We start from the raw sequence: 21270 nt of genomic DNA, 5'->3' as shown, positions 1-21270 counted from the left end.
GATTTATATTTCAGAATTTTTCTTCTTGGCTGTAATTAAAAAGAAAGGCATTTCTAAATTAATAGATTCGATGTGAATGTTTTGCAAACCATCAGCCAATAGTTGGCTTTCATATACTAAGGGAGAACGAAAAGAACGAAAAAAAAGTACCATTGGCAGCATTGAATAGGATAATACCTGCCCAACTAACTCTATAGGACTTCTTTCAAAAATTAGTAATGTTCCTCCAGGATTTAAAGATTTAACAGCTTTATTAATAAATTGACAAGCGATATTTTCTGGCCAATCGTGAAGCATAGATTTAAAACTTACTAAATCATATCCTCTAGGCAGATTATCAGTCATTGCATTGCCTTTAATAAAGTTTATGCGCTGACATTCTGGTTGAGAACTAATATATTCTTCACCAATATGACAAACTAGAGGTAAATCGAAAACTGTCGCTAAAATATTTGAGTGTTTGGCACAAATTTGCCGCGCAAATTCGCCACTATTACCTCCTATATCCAGTATTTTTTGATATTGGCTAAAATCATGATGTTCTAAACACACCTGTGCTTCATATTTTGTCAACACCGTGGTAATCTTCATCCAGCGTTTTGTTAACTCATAGTTTTCAGGAGTATAATCAAAACATCTGTGATAGCCAAACATATCAAAAATCTGCGATCGCTCCATGAACTGACTAGGTTTATTAATAAAGAATGTGAGGAGATTCACGAAGTCAGGTGCAACCAAATTCGCAAAATTCAGTTTAGTTTCTAGGAGATCACGATACTGTAAAGCAATTAAAAACTTTTCACTCAGGCTGATTTCACTATTTTTCTCTGTGATTACTTGGTTGGCTAAGAGCATATCAAGTAATAACTCTAGTCCCAAGCGATCGCTTCTTAGTTCCCGTGTAAGAGTATCAACATCACAAAACTGACTCTGTTGCAAATAGTCAATTAAGCCGATTGCCAACGCAGTTTTTAGAGATTGGGCATTGATGAAATTGTCAATAAATTCATCAACGCACAGATATTCATAAATTTGATTAATGCCAGTCTGAGATTTGTTGGTACTACTCATTATACAAAAAACTTTGTAAATGTCTGGTCAAACCTTACAGGTTTTATTTTGAACAACTATATTGTACTTCCTGCCAATTCTGGTGTTTCTTGGACAACGGAGCTATCTTCCTCATTTTCAGGATTTTTAGGTGCTTCACTGGAAGATACCTTTTCTGCCAATGTTGAAAAATGTGCCATTGAATGCAAGTGTAAATATATCAAATCTAGCTCATCAGTCTGCATTAAATTCGCTAGTTGCTCACCAGAAAGTTTCTTGAGTTGTTCTCGACTAACTCCCATAAAACCAGTCAGTGATAGCTGCTCACCTGCACCTAGTTTGAACTGTGCTTGCATTGGCTCCAGCAAATTAAGGTCTTTGAGTTTCTTACAAAAAGTCTGAGTACGCTGAAATTGTATTTGGTATTCTTTAAGAAATTCCAGTATATTACCCAGGTACTGGGTTTGCTCTCCTTCAGAATCAAACAACCTTTCCCCTCTTCCTTCTTGGTTACAACCCTCAAATTCTTCATCAATGCACAGTGTAAATGTTTCACCATTATCAGAACTAGAAAACACAAACGGGTAGCGACGCACAAAAGCTGGAATATACTTAGCTTCCCATTTCCCTGTGTTCGTCACATAAAGATTTTCCTGAGATTTCACTCCCAGAATAATAGCTGGAATTATTTCTTGTTCTGTGCCTGTAAATACTATCGGATACTCTGTTGATGCCGCAGGAAATTCCACACTCATTAACGGCATTGAATTTAAATACTGAGCAAAAGAATAATCTGTACCTGTTTTTACTGACCAGTCCTTGTATCTCTGCGGAGATACAGGTCTTGCTTGATTGTATATAAGTAACTTTGTTGTCATAGCTATTAGTCCTTAGATAAGCATAAGCTTGAGTGGAATTACTTTTTCCTAATTATACATACAGTCGGCAATCCCTTCTCCCTCTTGGTATGATTATCATTCTTGATAATTAAAGATCTTCGGTACATATTATGCAAAAAATAGGCAAAAAAATCTCAAAAAGCTTAATCTGTATAAGATATGAGGCATAACTTTTAACATTATTGCCAAATATTGCCTCTTTCCCCCCCTGTTAAGAGTTCCCTCTTACCGACTGGTAATTTAGCATAACAAGTACCATAGAACCATAATTAATACTTTTGCCAATTTACCAAAAAAATAGCAATTGCTGTTCACCCCCAGAATCCGCACACTTTTAGGCTGGGGAGTATGTCAATTTAATCCTTAGCAATCACAATATCATTCGACTTAATCACAGCATAAGCTTCTGTACCTTCAACTAATTCTAACTCCTCAGCAGATACTCTCGTAATCATGGAAGTTAGCTCAACTTTATGAACAATTTCCAAAGTCACTTCAGTATTCACAGTTCCTGTCGTGACTCGTTTAACAACTCCCTTCAAAACATTGCGCGAACTAACTTTTAATGGTTTTTTTTGACTAATAATTTCCATCTCAGGAGTTGGAGTTGCCACTTTCTCCTGGGGGGTTGGTAGTGATTTTTCTGCTGAAGAGTATTTATGGAGACTACGAACTAATTCCCGCAAAATCTCAGTTTTAGTACGCTGAGAGTGCTGACAGAACTCTTCTAAAATCTTTCGTTCGTCTTCTGAGGTTTGAAATGTAACCCAACCCTGTTCTTTTCTGGGCATAAAATTACCAATTTATTTGGTATGTATAATCATATAATCTTGATACAATCCTAGCAGGCACTGGCAGGATAAATCATAGCTACTTGGCAAGAATTCAGGAGTCACGAGTCAGAATGTTTGAGAAATTAGTTAATTACGAATCCCACATTCCCAGCATAAGATTACTTCCTCTTCTTTCTTCTCTTCGCGTCCTTTGCGTCTTTGCGGTTTATTTAATCAGTATTCTTCCAGTGGGAAGGTCTAGTAACTGATGATCTAGTTTTAGCATTAGCCTGACAAATCTGAATGCTAACGCTACTTGTACAATTGAAGAGGACATACCAACAATTTACAACACATTTTACTTTGTGAACTTTCTTATAGGTTGTGCAGTTTGGGCTTATAAAAATTGGGTGGGCGAACTTTATCCTCCAGGGACTCGCACCACAGACTTCCTACATCTTTACAGTCGTCGCTTCACCACAGTAGAAGGTAACACCACTTTTTACGCCATACCTAACCCAGAAACTGTTACTCGTTGGGCGACAGAAACACCTCCCGGCTTTGAATTTTGCTTGAAGTTACCGCGAGATATCACTCATAAAAAATTACTACAACCCCATATTCCTCAAGCTTTAGCATTTTTAGAGAGAATGCGACCACTAGGTAAACGTTTGGGTCCAATGTTTGCCCAACTACCACCTAGTTACTCACCTGCGTTATTCGATGACTTGAGGATGTTCTTGGAAGCATGGCCACATCAAGATGTACCCTTAGCATTAGAGGTGAGAAATGTTGACTGGTTTAAAGAACCTCATCTGAGTAATTTGACAACGTTGTTAGAAAATGTAGGAGTTGGTAGGGTTTTGTTAGATACACGCCCTGTTTATACTGGGGAAGATGATCCACAATTAGCATCAGAACGCCGTAAACCTCAATTACCAGTTCAGTACAGTGTGACAGCACCTTTCACTTTAATTCGCTTTATTTCTCATCCGCAGTTATCAGTAAATCAGCCGTTTATGGCAGAATGGGTAAACCAGATTCAACAGTGGTTAAAAGCAGGAATAAAAATTTATTTCTTTGTGCATTGTCCTACAGAAGATATGTCTCCTAATAATGCTCGTTATTTTCAACAGTTATTAGAAAAAAGTGGAGTAACAGTTCCCCTTTTACCTTGGAATAATTTGAGTGAATCTAATCAACTTAGTTTATGGTAATACAAGATAGCTTATGTATGACAACATCTGCAAATTTATCGCTGAAAACTACAAAGACGATTTAGCTACATGGTTACTAGGCTCACCCATAAAATTAACAAAACTTAGCCCTACTGAATTATCAAACGAACCAATTAGAGCCGATTCATTGATTTTACTACAATCTAATGAATTAGTTCTCCACAGTGAATTTCAAACCGATCCAGATAAAGATATTCCTTTCAGAATGTTAGATTATCGGATCAGAGGTTATCGGCGGTTTCCTGATAAAGAAATGCGTCAAATAGTTGTCTATCTGAGAAAAACAGAGTCAGAATTAGTCTATCAAAATAGATTTACATTAAGCGACACTAACCATAAGTTTGAAGTTATTCGACTTTGGGAACAACCAACAGAACAATTTATGACTCTTCCTGGTTTATTACCCTTTGCGGTACTAAGTCAGACAAAAGAACCTACAATGGTATTAAATGAAGTAGCGAAAGCCGTTGAAGCCATTACAGATCAACGGTTACAAAGAAATATAGCTGCTGCTAGTAGCGTGTTAGCAGGGTTAATATTAGAGAAAGAAGTCATCAGCAAGATTTTCAGGAGTGAGATTATGCGCGAATCAGTCATTTATCAAAACATTCTGGAAGAAGGTAAAGCCAAAGGTAAAGCCGAAGGTAAAGCCGAAGGTAAAGCCGAAGGTAAAGCCGAAGGTAAAGCTGAAACTGCTAGAAATGTAGCAGTTAATTTACTGAAAATTGGTATGAGTTTAGAGCAAATTTCTCAAGTTACAGAGTTATCTATTGAGCAAGTTCAAACTTTACAACAGGAAATTCAAACATCATAATTTTAGATTCCCTGCTTCTTAAAAAAGTAGGGAATTTGATTGTTCTAAAGAAAATTACGGTCATGGTAACTTAGAGGATGTTTGAAAAGTGGTATCCGGTAATCTGCATCACATTTTACCCCCCTTAGTCCCCCATTATCAAGGTGGGAAACCAGAAAATCCTGTTCCCTCCCCTTCACAAGGGGAGGGTTAGGGAGGGGTAAAAAATATTTGATACATCAATCATGACTTTTCAAACAACCTCTTAGGGCAACCAAAAGTTAGGTAAAATAGATTTTCCCAGATCACGAATTGCTTGATTTATGTTTCTGCCAATTTGTATATGATTTTCGTCTTTTTCTACAGGCAAAATATCAGCTTTTCTCCCATTTTGTAGATGAGAAATTACTAAATTAGCTGCTTCTAAACCTGTGACATAAGCTTTTTCCTGTGACCATGAACCGTGACGGTTAATAATCCAATCTCCACTCATAAATACATTTTCAAAATTTGTTTTTGCTGGCAACATATAACGATAACTACCAGGGGAAAAATGTGTAACTGCATTGGCTAAACGAATTACACTACTATCTATTATTTTTGCTGCTTTAAATTCTGGGATACAAGTTGCTAAATAACTGTGAACTATTTTGACAATTTCCTGGTCGTTGAGATTGAGAAATTGATTAGCATGATAAAAATCAACTTCCACTACTGTTTCTGGTTGATTTTTGAATTCATCATGTAAAGCGTTTAAATCAAAAAATGTCCATCCTGTTGTAGCATCAAAACCAAAACAAGCATTAGAAGGACGAGGAATATCAATTTTTCTGTCAAACCATAGCCGAGTTGCTAAAACATCAATTGCGCCTAAGTTATTTAAATTACGGAATTCTGCATAACTCTGTAAACTAGGACTATTAGCAACAATTTTCTTCATGCCTGTAATACCAACTGAAAAAATTACGGCATCAGCATCAAATATTTTATCACCACAAACTACACTTTTAAGTTGGCGATTATGATCAATAATTACATCTGTAACTCTGTGCTTAGATAAAACTCTTGCACCTAATTTTTCTATTTTCTGTACCCAAGGACGGAAGATTTTTTCTCCTACTGTTCCCCGACACCAAACTACATCAAAATCAGGTTGATGAGCGAGTATAAAATAATATAACATTCCTAAAGTAGCGGCGGCTGAACATTGTTCACCAGGGGCAAATAAGCCCACTAATAACATGGGTTCAAATGCTTCTTTATAAAGTCGTGCAGAAACACCAAAAGTTTTAAATAATTCACGGGCGGTGATAGAATCATAACGTCGCCAAGCATCATCAGAATTATCAAAATCAATTAGGCTATAAAGTAATGGTAAGGCGCTGAGTCTGTCAATAAGTGGTAAACGTTGAAATTGAGTGTAAATAAAAGTTCCTAATGGTGTTGGCAGTCTTGGTAAATCTTGAAAGATTGGTGATTCAACTTCTAAACCTGCGGGGGAATATTGAGCAGAACGAGTCCAAGTTGTAAAGGGATTTATTTCTAATTCATTGATTAGGGAAAAAATATTTCTGTAAGGATACCAAAAACCATGGATACCTGCTTCTACAGATTTTCCGGTGGCGGTTTGCCAACTTGCAACCAGTCCACCAGGATAGGAACCTGCTTCTAAAAGTGTGACATCATAACCTTGTTTGGCTAAATGGTAAGTAGCCCCTAAACCAGCCCAACCAGCACCAACAACAACAACCCGTTTTTGTTGTGAGTTTTCTGACATTTTTGCCCCCGTTATTCGTGTCTCTCATTAAATTTATCCGAATTTGCGTTCAAATAAACTCAAATAAGCTGTGACGCTGTTAATCTGCAATCAAAAAAATTCCCTCTCAACGCTTTGCGGTTCGAGAAGGAATATTGCAAAAAGGTCAGAGGAACTTTTCATATTTCATCCAAATTTACTGGCGGTTGAGGCTATGAGGAATGCAGCATAGGTGAGGACATAACCGACTGTGAAGTGAACTAAACCCACTAACCAACCTTGAACGATGGACATAGCTACTGGTTTATCTTTCCAGTAAACTAAGTTTGCCAAGGGGGTGCGTTCGTGCGCCCACACTAGAGTTTCAATTAACTCTTGCCAATAGCCACGCCAGCTAATTAAGAACATGAAACCTGTTGCCCAAACTAGGTGTCCAAACAGGAACATCCAAGCCCAGACTGAGAGGTTACTTGTGCCGAAGGGGTTATAACCATTGATTAATTGTGCTGAGTTAGCCCAGAGATAATCACGGAACCAACCCATCAGGTATGTGGAATTTTCGTTGAACTGGGCAACGTTACCTTGCCAAATGCCTAAATGTTTCCAGTGCCAGTAGAATGTTACCCAACCGAGAAGGTTTAACATCCAGAAAAAGGCGAGGTAAAAGGTTTGTTGCCAAGAGGAAGTTTGACAACTACCACCTCTACCAGGACCATCACAAGGGAAGTTGAAACCAAAGTCTTTTTTATCAGGCATCAACTTAGTCCCACGGGCATCTAATGCACCTTTAACACATATTAGTGTAGTGGTGTGCAAACCGAGTGCGATCGCATGATGAACCAAAAAATCTCCGGGTCCAATGGTCAAAAACAGCGAGTTAGTACCGGAATTAATTGCATCTAACCACCCTGGAAGCCAGACATTGCCGTGGTTTGGCCAAGCTGTAAAGGCAATACTGTTGGGGTTAGATAACAAAGCATCCATACCATACAGCAATTTACCGTGGGCAGCTTGCACAAATTGAGCAAACACCGGCTCAATCAAAATTTGCTTTTCTGGCGTACCAAAGGCAACTACAACGTCATTGTGGACGTATAACCCCAGTGTATGGAATCCCAAAAATAAAGACACCCAACTTAGGTGAGATATTATCGCTTCTTTGTGCTGAAGTACCCGATCTAGCACATTACCTTTATTTTGTTCTGGATCATAGTCCCGCACCCAGAAAATTCCCGCATGGGCAAACGCACCTATCATCAAGAAGCCGGCAATGTATTGATGATGAGTATATAACGCCGCTTGGGTGGTGTAGTCCTTGGCCATAAAAGCATAAGGGGGCAGGGAATACATATGCTGTGCTACCAAAGAAGTCACAGTTCCCAAAGCCGCTAGGTGAATACTCAACTGGAAGTGGAGAGAATTGTTATAGGTGTCGTACAGTCCTTGGTGGGGGAGGTTAAACTGACCTTCGGTTTGGATACCAAAGAAACTTCTAGCATTGAGCATTTCTTTGATACTATGACCAATTCCGAAGTTAGTGCGGTACATATGACCGGCGATAATGAAAATAACAGCGATCGCTAAATGGTGATGCGCCATATCCGTCAACCACAGCGAGTCTGTTTCTGGATGAAAGCCACCCACGAAGGTAAGAATAGCCGTTCCTGCACCCTGGGAAGTACCAAAAATATGCCCTGCTGTATCTGGATTTTGGGCATAGACACCCCAGTTACCAGTCCAGAAAGGAGTTAACCCAGCCGGGTGAGGTAAGGTAGTCAGAAAGTTATCCCAACCCACATGAATACCACGAGATTCAGGAATTGCAACGTGAATCAAATGGCCAGTCCAAGCCAAAGCACTGACACCAAACAAACCTGCTAAATGGTGATTGAGTCGAGGTTCAGCACTTTTAAACCAAGTCAAACTAGGACGAAACTTAGGTTGCAGATGTAACCAACCAGCAAACAAAAACAATGCTGCTAACAACAACAACCCCAGAGAACCAATATACAATTCTTGGTTGGTTCGCATCCCAATGGTGTACCACCAATGGTAAACACCAGAATAAGCAATGTTAACGGGGTAGTTTGCACCACCTTGACTAAAAGCTTCTATGGCAGGTTTACCGAAATGAGGGTCCCAAATTGCATGGGCAATCGGGCGAATATGTACAGGATCTGTAATCCACTGTTCAAAATTCCCCTGCCAAGCAACGTGGAACAAAAGACTAGAAGCCCAGAGGAAAATGATTGCCACATGACCAAAATGAGTAGCAAAAATCTTTTGGTAAAGATTCTCTTCCGTTATGTCATCATGGACTTCAAAATCATTACCTTGAGCGATCGCATACCAGATGCGGCGCGTCGTTGGATCTTGTGCTAGATCCTGGCTAAACTTTGGATATCTTTTTGCCATGTATTGTCATCACATCCTTTAAAAATACTTCCTGTTTATAGGAGTAATTAAGAAATTAACTACTCATACTTCCATCACACCTGAGAGGGAAATTAAAATAATTGGTAATTGGTAATTTTCTTCTCTGCTTCCCAATGTCCAATACCCCTATGGGTTAATAATTTTGTAATAAATTGCAGCTAAAAATAAAATTATCAAGATAATCAGGATCAAGCCATTCCGTACTAGGGGAGAGGGTAGGTTTTGATCATTTATGAGATTATTTCCTTGTTTCTGAGTCGTCATAGTCTCATTTTTTGATTAATGCATACTGCTATAATCCAAACCTTTGCCAATCACCACATATTGCTGAAGAACGACTTAGTTTAAAAATCCTTGTTTTGAAAAGAAATCAACCCCAGGTAAAAATCTATTCTGTCAATTGATAGAGGTGACAACTAACAGCAGGTATTAAGGTGCAGATTAATAGTTAGCAATAAATAATCTACTTATGTTTAAATTTCTGCAACAAGTTGGCGATTACACTAAACAAAGTATCCAATCAGGTATATACATTGGTCAAGGACTATCAGTAACTTTCGATCACATGAACCGTCGTCCCATAACAGTTCAATATCCTTATGAAAAACTCATTCCTTCTGAACGCTTTCGAGGCAGAATTCATTTTGAATTTGATAAATGTATTGCTTGTGAAGTTTGTGTTCGCGTTTGTCCCATCAACTTACCCGTAGTAGATTGGGAATTTGATCAAGAAACCAAGAAGAAAAAACTTAATCATTACAGTATTGATTTTGGAGTTTGTATTTTCTGTGGTAACTGTGTGGAATTTTGTCCAACCAACTGTATTTCATTTACCGAAGAATATGAACTTTCTGTTTATGATCGTCACGAATTAAACCTTGATAATGTAGCGATGGGAAGACTACCTTATAAAGTCACCAATGACCCAATGGTGACACCTTTACGAGAATTAGTTTACTTACCCAAAGGCAGTTTAGATCCTCATGATATTCCTGCTGATGCTCATCGTGCAGGTTTATTTCCTGTGGAGATTTTAGAGCAAGCTGGAGAAGAAAGTAAAAATTAAAATCGCTAAAAAATTTCTTCTCTTGCTCTTTAATTTTATTTCCTATCCCCTACATAAATTCCTAAAGATTGAGCAGTTGCGATTAAATAACTATGAGGATCAACAAGTGAGGGACTTTGATCTAAAACATTGTGGATAGGAACATGCACAACTTGTCCATTTTGCCAAGATAACATCTGGTCATATTTTTCTTGGGCAATTAAATCAACTGCTGTTTTACCGAAAACTGTAGCTGTGAGACGGTCTAAAGCCGAGGGAATACCACCACGTTGAATATGTCCTAAAACAGAAACCCTGGTATCAAGTTGATTATTGCTACAATTAGCAATTTGTTCAGCAATGTATTGTCCCCGACCACATTTAGCAGTAGAACAACTAGCTGCATTATCCACATCTTCTGAGCAAGGGGAAGCACCTTCAGCAACGACGATAATAGCAAATTTACGCCGCCAGCGTTCGCGCAATTGGCTAAGATGTTCACATAAACCCTTAATAGTATAGGGCAATTCAGGAATTAAAATTACATCTGCACCACCAGCAATCCCTGAATGCAGTGCTAAATGACCTGCTGTGCGTCCCATCACTTCCACAATCATCACGCGATCGTGACTTGCAGCCGTAAACGTGAGACGATTAATAGCATCGACAATAGTATTAATTGCAGTATCAAAACCTATCGAGCGTTCCGTAAAAGCTACATCATTATCAATAGTTTTAGGAATACCCACCAACTTCCAATTACCCAAAGTTGCCAATTGATGGATAATCTTTAAACTACCATCACCACCCACAGCAATTAAAGCATCTAAACCCAAAGCTTCATAACTAGCCAATATATCATCAGCATGAGCTAAGGTATCCCCTTTATTGACACTACCTAAAACCGTTCCTCCCATATTCAGTAAAGGGTCAATACCGCGTAAATCCCAACCATGCATACTTAAAGGCACAGTTTGCCGTTCTAACAAACCTTGGGTAGCATAAGGAATACCCACTACTTCCCAGTTATAAGTAAGATTAGCATGACTCACCGCGGCGCGAATCACACAATTTAAACCAGGACAGTCACCACCACTAGTAAGAATACCGATACGTTTGTGCATAAGGAGTCAGAAGGCAGGGGAGCAGGGGAGCAGGAGGGGAGCAGGGGAGCAGGGGGCAGGGGAGAAAAAGAATTTTCCCTATCAACTATCAACTATCAACTATCCCCTAAGACGGTGTATAAACCTTACCCCAAATTGGTTGATAATTTTGCAATGCTTTCATATACTGAGCGCGTTCAAAAGCACTAGGATTAGGACAATTAAGTTGGCTCATACTACCTTGCATTTGCTTGACAGATTCATATTCGTGTGTTTCCATCCATTCTCGCAAGTCTTTTTCTAAACTACGAATATGCTCAATGCCATGCCGTAATAATACAGAACAAAGCATGGTTGCATCTGCCCCTACCATTAACATTTTTACCACATCATGGGCATTATGAATACCGCTAGTTGCGGCGAGACTACCTTGAATATGACCATAGAGAATCGCTATCCAACGCAGAGGTAAACGCATAGCTTGAGGTGTACTTAAAAGTACATGAGGTTCAACTTCTAAAGTTTCCAAATTAATATCTGGCTGATAGAACCTGTTAAATAATACCAACCCATCAGCCCCAGCATAATCTAAACGCTTGGCCATATTTGCAGTATTAGTGAAATATGGACTAAGTTTTACGGCTACAGGAATAGTGACTGCGGCTTTAACTCTGGTGAGAATATCAATATATGTGTTTTCAATTTCGTGGCTTGTCAAATCTATATCTGTGGGAACATAGTAAATATTGAGTTCTAGAGCAGATGCTCCTGCTTGTTCAATAAGACTGGCATAATTAGTCCATCCTCCTACAGAACAACCATTGAGGCTGGCAATAATGGGAATATCTACTTTTTCTTTTGCTTGGCGAATATGGTCTAAATATTCTTCTGGCCCGACTCGGAAATTTGTGGGTTCTGGGAAATAGGTTAAAGCTTCGGGAAAACTTTCTGTCCCATAAGTTAAATGATGATGCAGTTCGTATTTTTCTAAGGTTAATTGTTCTTCAAATAAGGAGTGCATGACTACTGCACTTGCACCAGCATCTTCCATTGATCTAATGTTGTCAACTTCTTGGGAGAGGGGAGAAGCTGAAGGTACGAGGGGAGATTTTAATTCTAACCCTAGATATGTTGTTGTTAAGTTCATAATTTTGGGGATTGGTAAGGTGTGTGTGGTGCGCCCCAGGGAGGAGTTTAAACGCAGAGGGGCGCGGAGGTTAGCGCAGAGGAATAGAGAGGAGGTTGTTTAATGGGTAGTTGTTTTTATGCCTTTGTGGTTATTATTTGATTCTGGTTCTTGTTGTTGATTTTCTTGTAGTTTTCTGGCGGCTAAATATTGATACATTTGCCAACGGGTATTAACATCTGTTTGGGCTTCTTTGAGTAGTTGTTTGGCTGTTTCTGGGTTTATTTTGGTTAACATCTTGAAGCGGTTTTCCATGTACATGGACTGTTCAACTGGTATTCTGGGTGTGCGGGAATCCAGTTGTAATGGGTTTTGTCCTTGTTGTACACGGTCGGGGTGATAACGGTACAATAACCAGCGTCCAGAATCAACAACGGCTTTTTGATTTTGCATGGCTGTACTCATGTTGATGCCGTGGGCAATACAATGGCTGTAGGCAATAATTAAGGATGGGCCATTGTAAGCTTCGGCTTCTAAGAAGGCTTTTAATGTGTGTTCGTCTCTGGCACCCATAGCCACACTAGCAACATAAACGTTACCGTAGGTCATGGCTATTAATCCTAAGTCTTTTTTAGCTGCTGGTTTACCACCTGCGGCAAATTTTGCTACTGCACCTTTGGGGGTCGATTTGGACATTTGACCGCCAGTGTTAGAATAAACTTCTGTGTCGAGAACGAGGATATTAATGTTGCGACCACTAGCGATTACATGATCTAATCCACCGTAACCGATATCATAAGCCCAACCGTCACCGCCGATCATCCAAACACTCTTTTTCACTAAATAATCAGCAAGTGAGTTTAGATTTTGGATTTTGGATTTTAGATTGGTTAAATCGGTATTTTTCAACAATTCATCCAATTTTGCTTTGAGAATTGATACCCGTTCTCGTTGTTCGTAAATATCGGCTTCGTCTTTTTGTTCAGCGTTGAGGATATCTGTTACCAGAGATTCACCTATTTGCGGTGCGAGTTGTTGGAGTAGGTAAGCTGCTGTTTCGGCTTGTTTATCTATGGAAACGCGGAAACCTAAACCAAATTCGGCGTTATCTTCAAATAAGCTGTTAGACCAAGCGGGACCTCGACCTTCGGCGTTTTTTGTCCAAGGTGTGGTGGGTAAGTTACCACCATAGATAGATGAACAACCGGTGGCGTTGGCAACGATCATGCGATCGCCAAACAATTGTGTTACTAATTTAATGTACGGTGTCTCTCCACATCCTGCACAAGCACCAGAGAACTCAAATAACGGTTCTTGCATTTGTTGTTGATTAATATGATTCAACTTCAAATTCCGTCGGTCTGGATTTGGTAAACTCAAGAAGAAGTCCCAATTATCTTTTTCTTGTTCTCTTAACGGTCTTTGCTGTTCCATATTAATGGCTTTTTTCCGTGGTTCGGCTTTATTTTTCGCCGGACATACATCCACGCACAAAGCACAGCCTGTACAATCTTCTGCTGCTACTTGAATGGTAAATTTTAAATCATGCCAATCATGTTCTTTGGCATTAACACTTTTGAAAGTTTCTGGTGCGTTTTCTAATTGTTCTGGTTCATATACTTTACTGCGGATAACGCTGTGTGGACATACCATCACGCATTTACCACATTGAATACAAACATTAGGGTCCCAAACAGGTATCTCTTGGGCAATATTGCGTTTTTCCCATTTTGATGTTCCCGTGGGATATGTACCATCTATGGGTAATGCACTTACGGGTAAATCATCACCTTCACGGGCAATCATTTTACCCAATACATCACGCACAAATGCAGGTGCATAATCGGGGATTGGGGACTGGGGACTGGGGACTGGGGACTGGGCAGTTTTTTCTTTAGTTGTGATTTCGTACAAATTTTCCAAGGTTTTATCAACGGCTTGGATATTCATTTGGACGATTTCTTCGCCTTTTTTACCGTAAGTTTTGCGAATTGATTTTTTGATTTGTTCTATTGCTTCTTCTCTGGGTAAAACACCGGAAACAGCGAAGAAACAAACCTGCATAACTGTGTTGATATGTCCGCCCATTCCGGCTTCCCGTGCGACTTTATAGCCGTTGATGACATAGAATTTGAGATTTTTCCTAATGATCTCTTCTTGCATGGCAACGGGGAGTCTTTTCCAAACTTCATCTTTGTCGTAGGGTGCGTTTAGTAAAAATGTGCCACCAGGGACGATATCTTTCAACATGGGAAATTTTTCGACAAACTCCCACTGATGGCAAGCGACAAAGTTAGCTTTGGTGATTAAATAGGTGGAACGGATTTGTTGAGAACCAAAGCGCAGGTGAGAAACGGTAACAGAACCTGATTTTTTAGAATCGTAAACAAAGTAACCTTGGGCATAATTATCAGTTTCTTCACCAATAATTTTGATGGAGTTTTTGTTTGCACCAACTGTACCATCTGCACCTAAGCCATAGAAAATCGCCCTAACTATGCTATCAGGTTCAATATTAAATTCTGGGTCATATTCTAAGCTGGTGTGGGTGACATCATCATTAATACCAACTGTAAAATGATTCTTCGGTGTTTCAATAGCCAAATTATCAAATACAGCTTTCACCATTGCGGGTGTAAATTCTTTGGATGATAAACCATATCTTCCCCCAACAATTTGAATATTGTTGAGTTGGTTTTCTGCTAAAGCTGTAACAATATCCGTATATAAAGGTTCACCAATTGCACCTGGTTCTTTTGTCCGGTCTAAAACTGCAATACTGGTGGTTGTTTTTGGTAAAGCTTCAATAAATCTTTGAGTGTCAAAGGGTCGATATAATCTAACTTTAACAACTCCAACTTTTTCCCCTTGTTGGTTGAGATAATCGACGGTTTCATGAACTGTTTCACATCCAGAACCCATGAGGATAATTATTCTTTCTGCTTCTAAATCTCCATGATATTCAAATAGTTTATATTCTCGCCCTGTAACTTGAGCGAATTCATCCATTACCTTTTGAGTAATATCTGGGCAAGCTAAATAAAATGGGTTAACTGTTTCTCTCGCTTGAAAGTAAACATCTGGGTTTTGGGCTGTTCCTCTTAATACGGGTCTATCAGGTGTTAAAGCCCGTGAACGATGGGCTATTACTAATTCTATGGGAATGAATTTTTGTAAATCTTCTGTTGTTAATGTTTCTACTTTATCGACTTCGTGAGAAGTGCGGAAGCCATCAAAAAAATGTAAAAAAGGTATGCGTGATTCTAAAGTTGCGCGTGTGGAAATGAGGGCAAAATCTTGGGCTTCTTGGACAGAAGCAGCGCATAACATGGCAAAACCTGTACTTCTGGCGGCCATGACATCGCTATGATCACCGAAAATAGATAAAGCTTGGGCAGCCAGCGATCGCGCCGCAATATGAAATACTGTTGGTGTAAGTTCACCCGCAATCTTATACATATTCGGCAGCATCAACATTAATCCCTGAGACGCTGTAAATGTGGTAGTCAGTGAACCCGTTTGTAACGCACCATGTACAGCACCCGCAACTCCCCCTTCACTTTGTAACTGTACCACTGAAGGAACTGTTCCCCAAATGTTCGGTTTTGTTTCACTCATCCAAGCATCAGACCATTCAGCCATAGGAGAAGACGGAGTGATAGGATAAATGGCAATCACTTCATTGAGTGGATAAACGACTTTAGCAACCGCTTCATTACCGTCTATGGTGGCATAAGTTCTGGTTTTCATATTCCCCAGCCTTTAAGAATTCCTAAACTATGGGTAATTGGTAAATGGGAAAAAATTTTACCCAGTTCCCAGTACCCTGGTTTCTACCTTGAAACTTAAGACGAAAATTTGAGGAACTTGTGAGGAACACCTACACTTGGGAATTTACAAATCTATTTATTTCTCTTGTAGGGTACGTCAGATGCCGAAAATTTGTTGATATTGACCAATATATAGGTCTGATGCACCGTAATGATATACCAGTCACAATCAATTCTCTTGTAGGGTACGTCAGATGCCGAAAATCCGTTGATATTGACCAATATACAGGTCTGACGCACCGTAACGATATCTAGTTGCCTAACCTAGATTTTTTGACAAACCTCAATGAACCCCCATCAACAAACGATAAAACTTCGACATAAACAGATTTTTAACTCTCTCACCGTTTGACTGCTATAAAATTTCCCAGATAGAACTGCTTCCTCACAAGTTCCTCAAATTCTTACTCTAAGTTAATAGCAGAGTTAAAACTTAAGCATTGACCTATCAACCATTAGCAGTTAGCTTTTTGGGTCTAACGCCAAAAATATCTGTTTAAGAATTAACCAATTTTGCAAACATTCTGACTTCTGAAGTCTACATTAAAACTTGTACTTCAGAGGATGTTTTTAAAATTGTGGTTGAGGTATCCAAAACTTTCTTTCCTCCTACAATTCTCCTGAGAAAGGAGGACTTTGAGGATTTTATCCCCCTCTTTTAAGGAAGCCAGTTGCTTCCGGGGGTTTTCATTGATGTGCAGACTGAGTAAGTTATAGAATGTATTAAAAATCTAAAATATTATGTATAAATACATTCTAGATTTACTACATTTAATTGTAATACCAACATGAAGAAAAATGATCTCAAAATACTAACTGAATTTAACTTCACTCATTACCTATGATTGACTATGTGCTTCCAATGAATATTATTAGGAAGATTAATCAGGAATTAGCAATCAGTGGACAAATTACACCAGAACAGCTACAACAACTTGCTGATGATGGTTACAAATCTGTCCTAAATTTATGTTTTGCAAATGAATCCATTTTATGGACAAATGAACAAGAAAAAACTGAAGTCTTAGGATTGTACTATGTCAACCTGCCGACTAAAATTGAAAATCTAACTCATCAAACTGCAAAGCAGGTTTTTCAAATTATTAATGAATTACCTAAACCGCTGCTGATACATTGTGATAATTCCAAACGTTCAGCAGCTATAGTATTATTATATATTTCTACTAAACAGGGAATTGCTTTTGAGCAAGTATGGCAACAAACTATTAATCTGGATTTGTTGTAAGAAGGAATTGGGGAGTTACAGGAGGCAGGAGGCAGGAGTATGGCTAACGCCACGCTTCGCTATCAGGAGGAAGAAGAAAGAAGAAAGAATTTATTCTTCCCCATCACCCTCATCACCCTTATCTCCCTCACACCCCACACCTCACACGACTAATTGGTGCTGTAAATTTGAGATGAAGGCACACAATGAGAACTATTCACGGGGTGAAGTTTCGGTTTATTGGTAGATGCTGATGCTGTCTCAATTTGGCTATTTTCTTTCATTAAACGGCTATAGGTGCGCTGGGGAATATAATGCAATGGGTTATAACCAATAAAACGTAAAATCAATACACAAGCCCAAGAATATCTACCATCAGCAACAGCTTCCAGGATTTGATTTAATTCTTCAGGAGTAATAAGATTCTGAACATTTGTTTGAGAAGAAGAAATTCGGTAATTCATGACTAGCCCTGATATAATTTGTACTATTGAAGGTTTATGGTTACTTTCGTTCAGGATTCTCTATTAGCAATGTCTATAACTGCCAAAAATCTATAGAAAAAAGCATTTAGATATCGCTTGTTACTATCCCCATATTTTGGATTTATGGGATTTACTAGATCGTGCTGCAAAGCGAAAGTCAATAGTCAAAGATTAAAAATCTTATGGTGTAAGCTTTTCATCTATTTTAAATTGTTGCTCTATTTACGCCGTACTGTGCTAGGAATGAATTTAACATTTGCTTTGGCTTTTTTGTATCATTTACAACTGGTAATTTTGACAGGTTTTAGTTTGGCATTTTTGAGTCTGGAAGTCAGAAATTTTATTAATTCTTAGTTTCATTTCACCGATTCTCCCTTACCTATATGCAAATACTAAACTCATGCCCTTGGCATTAGAGACTAAGCCAATTTGGGAATTAAAAAATAGGGAACACAGACATTCATCTGATATGCAGAATACTATTTTTTTGGAATCAATTTAGCCAACTTGGCAAATTTTATCCAAAAAAATTATAGTTGATGGGATTTTTTACATACCTATCAAATGCCTATTTAAATACTGTCACACGAGGAGTTTACAAAATTGCATTCAGCAGGTATTGAAATATCAAGACAACAAAATTAACCACAAAAACATCTACAGTCAGAGTCAGCAGTCATCAATAAAATATTGATTGAGGATTTAAATGGGAAGGAACAGAGGTAGATATGTAGGTTATTTTTTCTATATCCAAAGAATTACCTAATACTTTCACACCTCAGCTAGATGCGATAATTTTTACAAGTGATTTACTATGAGAAAAAGATACATATCACTTGATCAATTATCTATCAATTATCTAAGAATCGAGTTTTTCAAGAGATAAAAATGAGTGTGTAGTTATTGTAGTTGGGTTATTTCCAATGTATGAATTATTTCAGGCTGTTTTAAGCAGTGAGGAAAAAACTGCACTAGGTCAGTTTCTGTTGATATTGGATAATTTGGATAAACGGTACTTTTTGAGGAATGAAATTTTACAAGCTTTTGCTAATTATTGTCATCAATCTGAAAAACCTACCTATTTTTACCATTCTTCATCGTTAGGTACGCTGATTCATTACACTCATGAAATGATTCTCGAAGATGAAAATACTTGGTTTGTAGTCAGACCAAGGATAGCTAGTCAAGAAGTGTGGAGACTAACCGCAGATTTGACTGATTTCCATTTAATGACTCCTAAAGCATTTTTAGATGTGAGCGATCGCTTAGTCAACCGTTACCAACCCCACATTCTAGAAATTGACCTCCACCCATTTTACCAAGCATCTGGGAGAATTAGCGACCCCAGAGATATTGGTCAAGGTCTGACTTTCCTTAACCATTATCTATGCAATCAATTTGTCGCTGACCCTCAATATTGGCTAGAAACATTGTTTCAGGCATTACAAGGGATACAATACAATGGCACGAAGTTGTTAATTAGCGATCGCATTCATTCCGGTATCCAATTTGCTAAACTAATTAAACCAGCCATCACCTTATTAAGCGAACTTCCCCCTGACAAACCCTACGCACAATTTCGTTCTCATCTCCAAGAACTCGGTTTAGAAGCTGGTTGGGGTAACAACGCTGCACGAATCAGGGAAACCTTAGAACTACTACAAAGACTCATTGACACCCCTCAAACCTCCATTCTCGAAGCCTTTGTCGCACGTATTCCCGCAGTTTTTCGCGTCGTCCTCGTCTCCATACATGGTTGGGTAGCACAAGAAGACGTTTTAGGACGAGATGAAACATTAGGTCAAGTTATTTATGTCCTGGAACAAGCACGCAGTTTAGAAAACAAACTCCAACAGGAAATAAAACTTGCTGGTCTTGACTTCTTGGGTATCAAACCTCATGTAATTATTTTAACTCGCCTAATTCCCAATTGTGAGAGTACATTTTGTGACCTGCGGTTAGAAAAAGTTCACAATACAGAAAATGCTTGGATTTTGCGAGTTCCATTTAGAGATTTTAATCCAGACATTATTAATAACTGGATTTCTAAATTTGAAATTTGGCCTTATTTAGAAAAATTTGCCCAAGATGCAGAAACAGAACTGCTAACACAATTTTCAGGTAAACCTGATTTAATTATTGGTAACTACAGCGATGGTAACTTAGTCGCTTCTCTCCTCTCCCGTAGCTTAAAAATTACTCAATGCAATATTGCTCATTCCCTAGAAAAACCCAAACATCTATTTAGTAATTTATATTGGCAAGACTTAGAAGAAAAATATCATTTTTCAGCCCAATTTACCGCCGATTTAATTAGTATGAATGCTGCCGATTTTATTGTGGCTTCATCATATCAAGAAATTGTCGGTACACCAGACACAATGGGGCAATATGAATCTTATAAATGTTTTACCATGCCCCAACTCTATCATGTAATTGATGGCATTGATTTATTTAATCCTAAATTTAACATGATTCCCCCAGGAGTAAGTGAAACATTGTTTTTCCCCTACAGCCAAATAGAAGACAGAAATTCACAAGAAAGCCAAAAAATTAAAAATTTATTGTTTCAACAGCAAAATGATCATATTTTTGGTAAAATAGACGATATTCACAAAAGACCAATTTTTGCAGTTGCACCCATTACCTCAATTAAAAACCTCACTGGTTTAGTTGAATGTTTCGGTAAAAGTCAAGAATTACAAACTCGATGTAACCTGATTTTATTAACTAGTAAATTATCTGTAGATGAAGCCGCCAACCCAGAAGAAGCAGGAGAAATTGAAAAACTGCACAATATTATTAACGAACATCATCTGCAAGGAAAAATCCGCTGGATAGGAATGCGTCTATCAAGCCAAACAATCGGTGAAGCTTATCGAATAATTGCTGATTTTCAAGGTATTTATATTCATTTTGCCCTTTATGAAGCCTTTGGTCGTAGCATATTAGAAGCCATGATTTCCGGCTTACCAACCTTTGCGACTAAATTTGGTGGGTCATCAGAAATTATCGAAGATTTGCAAAATGGTTTTCATCTTAATCCCACAGATTTAGAAACAACAGCTAAAACAATTCTTACCTTCTTAGATAAATGTGATGCTAACCCGGAACATTGGACAGAAACTTCCCAATGGATGATTGCCAGAATTCGCCATAAATACAACTGGAAATCGCACACAGAACAATTACTTTTACTGGCTAAAACCTTTAGTTTCTGGAATTTTATCGCTCCAGAAGACAACGAAGCCAGAGATATATATATGGAGACATTATTTCATCTCATTTACAAACCTAGAGCCGAAAAAATTCTCGCCCAACATCAAAAAAAATACGCTCACATTTAAACTATAGGGCGAAGCATTCGGACAGAATATCAATAGTTTCAGCGATAGGTTATCACCCGAATGCTCACATTTAAACTATAGGGCGAAGCATTCGGACAGAATATCAATAGTTTCAGCGATAGGTCATCACCCGAATGCTTCGCCCCTACTCAGCAATATTTAAT

At 38.4% G+C, this 21270-nt stretch carries 14 protein-coding genes; 5 read left to right on the top strand and 9 right to left on the bottom strand.

Annotated features, from left to right (window positions below; genetic code table 11):
• Positions 1 to 3: 3 nt before the first annotated feature.
• The 3 genes from ACLLO5_RS15845 to ACLLO5_RS15835 form a co-directional block, all read right to left on the bottom strand.
• A complete protein-coding gene (locus ACLLO5_RS15845; RefSeq protein ID WP_413171466.1) occupies positions 4 to 1071 on the bottom strand; it encodes a methyltransferase in 1068 nt (355 codons plus the stop codon).
• A 56-nt stretch (positions 1072 to 1127) separates the two neighbouring features.
• On the bottom strand, positions 1128 to 1928 hold the full coding sequence (locus ACLLO5_RS15840; RefSeq protein ID WP_413171465.1) for a SapC family protein: 801 nt from the start codon (positions 1926 to 1928) through the stop codon (positions 1128 to 1130).
• Between the two features lie 377 nt (positions 1929 to 2305).
• Complete coding sequence (locus tag ACLLO5_RS15835) at positions 2306 to 2740, bottom strand: TOBE domain-containing protein (RefSeq protein ID WP_413171464.1); 435 nt, start codon at positions 2738 to 2740, stop codon at positions 2306 to 2308.
• A 347-nt stretch (positions 2741 to 3087) separates the two neighbouring features.
• On the opposite strand from ACLLO5_RS15835, the gene ACLLO5_RS15830 reads away from it, so the two are divergent.
• The gene (locus tag ACLLO5_RS15830) at positions 3088 to 3939 is read left to right on the top strand and encodes a DUF72 domain-containing protein (protein WP_413171463.1); all 852 of its coding nucleotides are present in this window, start codon (positions 3088 to 3090) and stop codon (positions 3937 to 3939) included.
• Positions 3940 to 3952: 13 nt separating this feature from the next.
• On the top strand, positions 3953 to 4774 hold the full coding sequence (locus ACLLO5_RS15825; RefSeq protein WP_413171462.1) for an Rpn family recombination-promoting nuclease/putative transposase: 822 nt from the start codon (positions 3953 to 3955) through the stop codon (positions 4772 to 4774).
• 244 nt (positions 4775 to 5018) lie between these two features.
• On the opposite strand, the gene ACLLO5_RS15820 is transcribed toward ACLLO5_RS15825, so the two are convergent.
• Both ACLLO5_RS15820 and psaB read right to left on the bottom strand, forming a co-directional pair.
• Entirely contained in the window at positions 5019 to 6530 is a 1512-nt protein-coding gene (locus ACLLO5_RS15820) for an FAD-dependent oxidoreductase (protein ID WP_413171461.1), read from the bottom strand.
• Between the two features lie 165 nt (positions 6531 to 6695).
• Positions 6696 to 8924 carry a photosystem I core protein PsaB gene (psaB, locus tag ACLLO5_RS15815; protein WP_413171460.1) on the bottom strand — a complete coding sequence of 743 codons (2229 nt, stop codon included), beginning with the start codon at positions 8922 to 8924 and terminating at the stop codon, positions 6696 to 6698.
• Between the two features lie 490 nt (positions 8925 to 9414).
• Between psaB and ndhI the strand changes: the two genes are divergently transcribed.
• Complete coding sequence (gene ndhI / locus ACLLO5_RS15810; protein ID WP_413171459.1) at positions 9415 to 10011, top strand: NAD(P)H-quinone oxidoreductase subunit I; 597 nt, start codon at positions 9415 to 9417, stop codon at positions 10009 to 10011.
• 35 nt (positions 10012 to 10046) lie between these two features.
• On the opposite strand, the gene ACLLO5_RS15805 is transcribed toward ndhI, so the two are convergent.
• The 3 genes from ACLLO5_RS15805 to nifJ form a co-directional block, all read right to left on the bottom strand.
• Positions 10047 to 11114: an ATP-dependent 6-phosphofructokinase gene (locus ACLLO5_RS15805; protein WP_413171458.1), complete on the bottom strand. Its 1068-nt coding sequence runs from the start codon at positions 11112 to 11114 to the stop codon at positions 10047 to 10049.
• 106 nt (positions 11115 to 11220) lie between these two features.
• The gene (locus ACLLO5_RS15800; protein WP_413171457.1) at positions 11221 to 12240 is read right to left on the bottom strand and encodes a dihydroorotate dehydrogenase-like protein; all 1020 of its coding nucleotides are present in this window, start codon (positions 12238 to 12240) and stop codon (positions 11221 to 11223) included.
• A 99-nt stretch (positions 12241 to 12339) separates the two neighbouring features.
• On the bottom strand, positions 12340 to 15969 hold the full coding sequence (gene nifJ, locus ACLLO5_RS15795; RefSeq protein WP_413171456.1) for a pyruvate:ferredoxin (flavodoxin) oxidoreductase: 3630 nt from the start codon (positions 15967 to 15969) through the stop codon (positions 12340 to 12342).
• 942 nt (positions 15970 to 16911) lie between these two features.
• On the opposite strand from nifJ, the gene ACLLO5_RS15790 reads away from it, so the two are divergent.
• Positions 16912 to 17295 (top strand): hypothetical protein, encoded by a 384-nt coding sequence (locus ACLLO5_RS15790; protein WP_413171455.1) that lies wholly within the window; start codon positions 16912 to 16914, stop codon positions 17293 to 17295.
• A gap of 149 nt (positions 17296 to 17444) precedes the next feature.
• On the opposite strand, the gene ACLLO5_RS15785 is transcribed toward ACLLO5_RS15790, so the two are convergent.
• Positions 17445 to 17738: a HetP family heterocyst commitment protein gene (locus tag ACLLO5_RS15785; RefSeq protein WP_413171454.1), complete on the bottom strand. Its 294-nt coding sequence runs from the start codon at positions 17736 to 17738 to the stop codon at positions 17445 to 17447.
• Between the two features lie 944 nt (positions 17739 to 18682).
• Here ACLLO5_RS15785 and ACLLO5_RS15780 point away from each other — a divergent pair.
• Positions 18683 to 21106, top strand: coding sequence for a sucrose synthase (locus tag ACLLO5_RS15780; RefSeq protein ID WP_413171453.1), 2424 nt, complete (start codon positions 18683 to 18685; stop codon positions 21104 to 21106).
• Positions 21107 to 21270 lie beyond the last annotated feature (164 nt).

The sequence above is a fragment of the Anabaena azotica SJ-1 genome, from assembly GCF_047275885.1.
GTDB classification, from domain to species: Bacteria; Cyanobacteriota; Cyanobacteriia; order Cyanobacteriales; family Nostocaceae; genus Trichormus_B; species Trichormus_B azotica_A.
This window is presented reverse-complemented; position numbering and strand designations above follow the sequence as displayed.

Bases quoted from the DNA above. Each gene is read 5' to 3' on its own strand.
- ACLLO5_RS15800 (WP_413171457.1), bottom strand. From the start codon at position 12,240: ATGAACTTAACAACAACATATCTAGGGTTAGAATTAAAATCTCCCCTC.
- ACLLO5_RS15805 (WP_413171458.1), bottom strand. From the start codon at position 11,114: ATGCACAAACGTATCGGTATTCTTACTAGTGGTGGTGACTGTCCTGGT.
- ACLLO5_RS15790 (WP_413171455.1), top strand. From the start codon at position 16,912: ATGAATATTATTAGGAAGATTAATCAGGAATTAGCAATCAGTGGACAA.
- ACLLO5_RS15845 (WP_413171466.1), bottom strand. From the start codon at position 1,071: ATGAGTAGTACCAACAAATCTCAGACTGGCATTAATCAAATTTATGAA.
- ACLLO5_RS15820 (WP_413171461.1), bottom strand. From the start codon at position 6,530: ATGTCAGAAAACTCACAACAAAAACGGGTTGTTGTTGTTGGTGCTGGT.
- ACLLO5_RS15840 (WP_413171465.1), bottom strand. From the start codon at position 1,928: ATGACAACAAAGTTACTTATATACAATCAAGCAAGACCTGTATCTCCG.
- nifJ (WP_413171456.1), bottom strand. From the start codon at position 15,969: ATGAAAACCAGAACTTATGCCACCATAGACGGTAATGAAGCGGTTGCT.
- ndhI (WP_413171459.1), top strand. From the start codon at position 9,415: ATGTTTAAATTTCTGCAACAAGTTGGCGATTACACTAAACAAAGTATC.
- ACLLO5_RS15825 (WP_413171462.1), top strand. From the start codon at position 3,953: ATGTATGACAACATCTGCAAATTTATCGCTGAAAACTACAAAGACGAT.
- ACLLO5_RS15780 (WP_413171453.1), top strand. From the start codon at position 18,683: ATGTATGAATTATTTCAGGCTGTTTTAAGCAGTGAGGAAAAAACTGCA.
- ACLLO5_RS15785 (WP_413171454.1), bottom strand. From the start codon at position 17,738: ATGAATTACCGAATTTCTTCTTCTCAAACAAATGTTCAGAATCTTATT.
- ACLLO5_RS15835 (WP_413171464.1), bottom strand. From the start codon at position 2,740: ATGCCCAGAAAAGAACAGGGTTGGGTTACATTTCAAACCTCAGAAGAC.
- psaB (WP_413171460.1), bottom strand. From the start codon at position 8,924: ATGGCAAAAAGATATCCAAAGTTTAGCCAGGATCTAGCACAAGATCCA.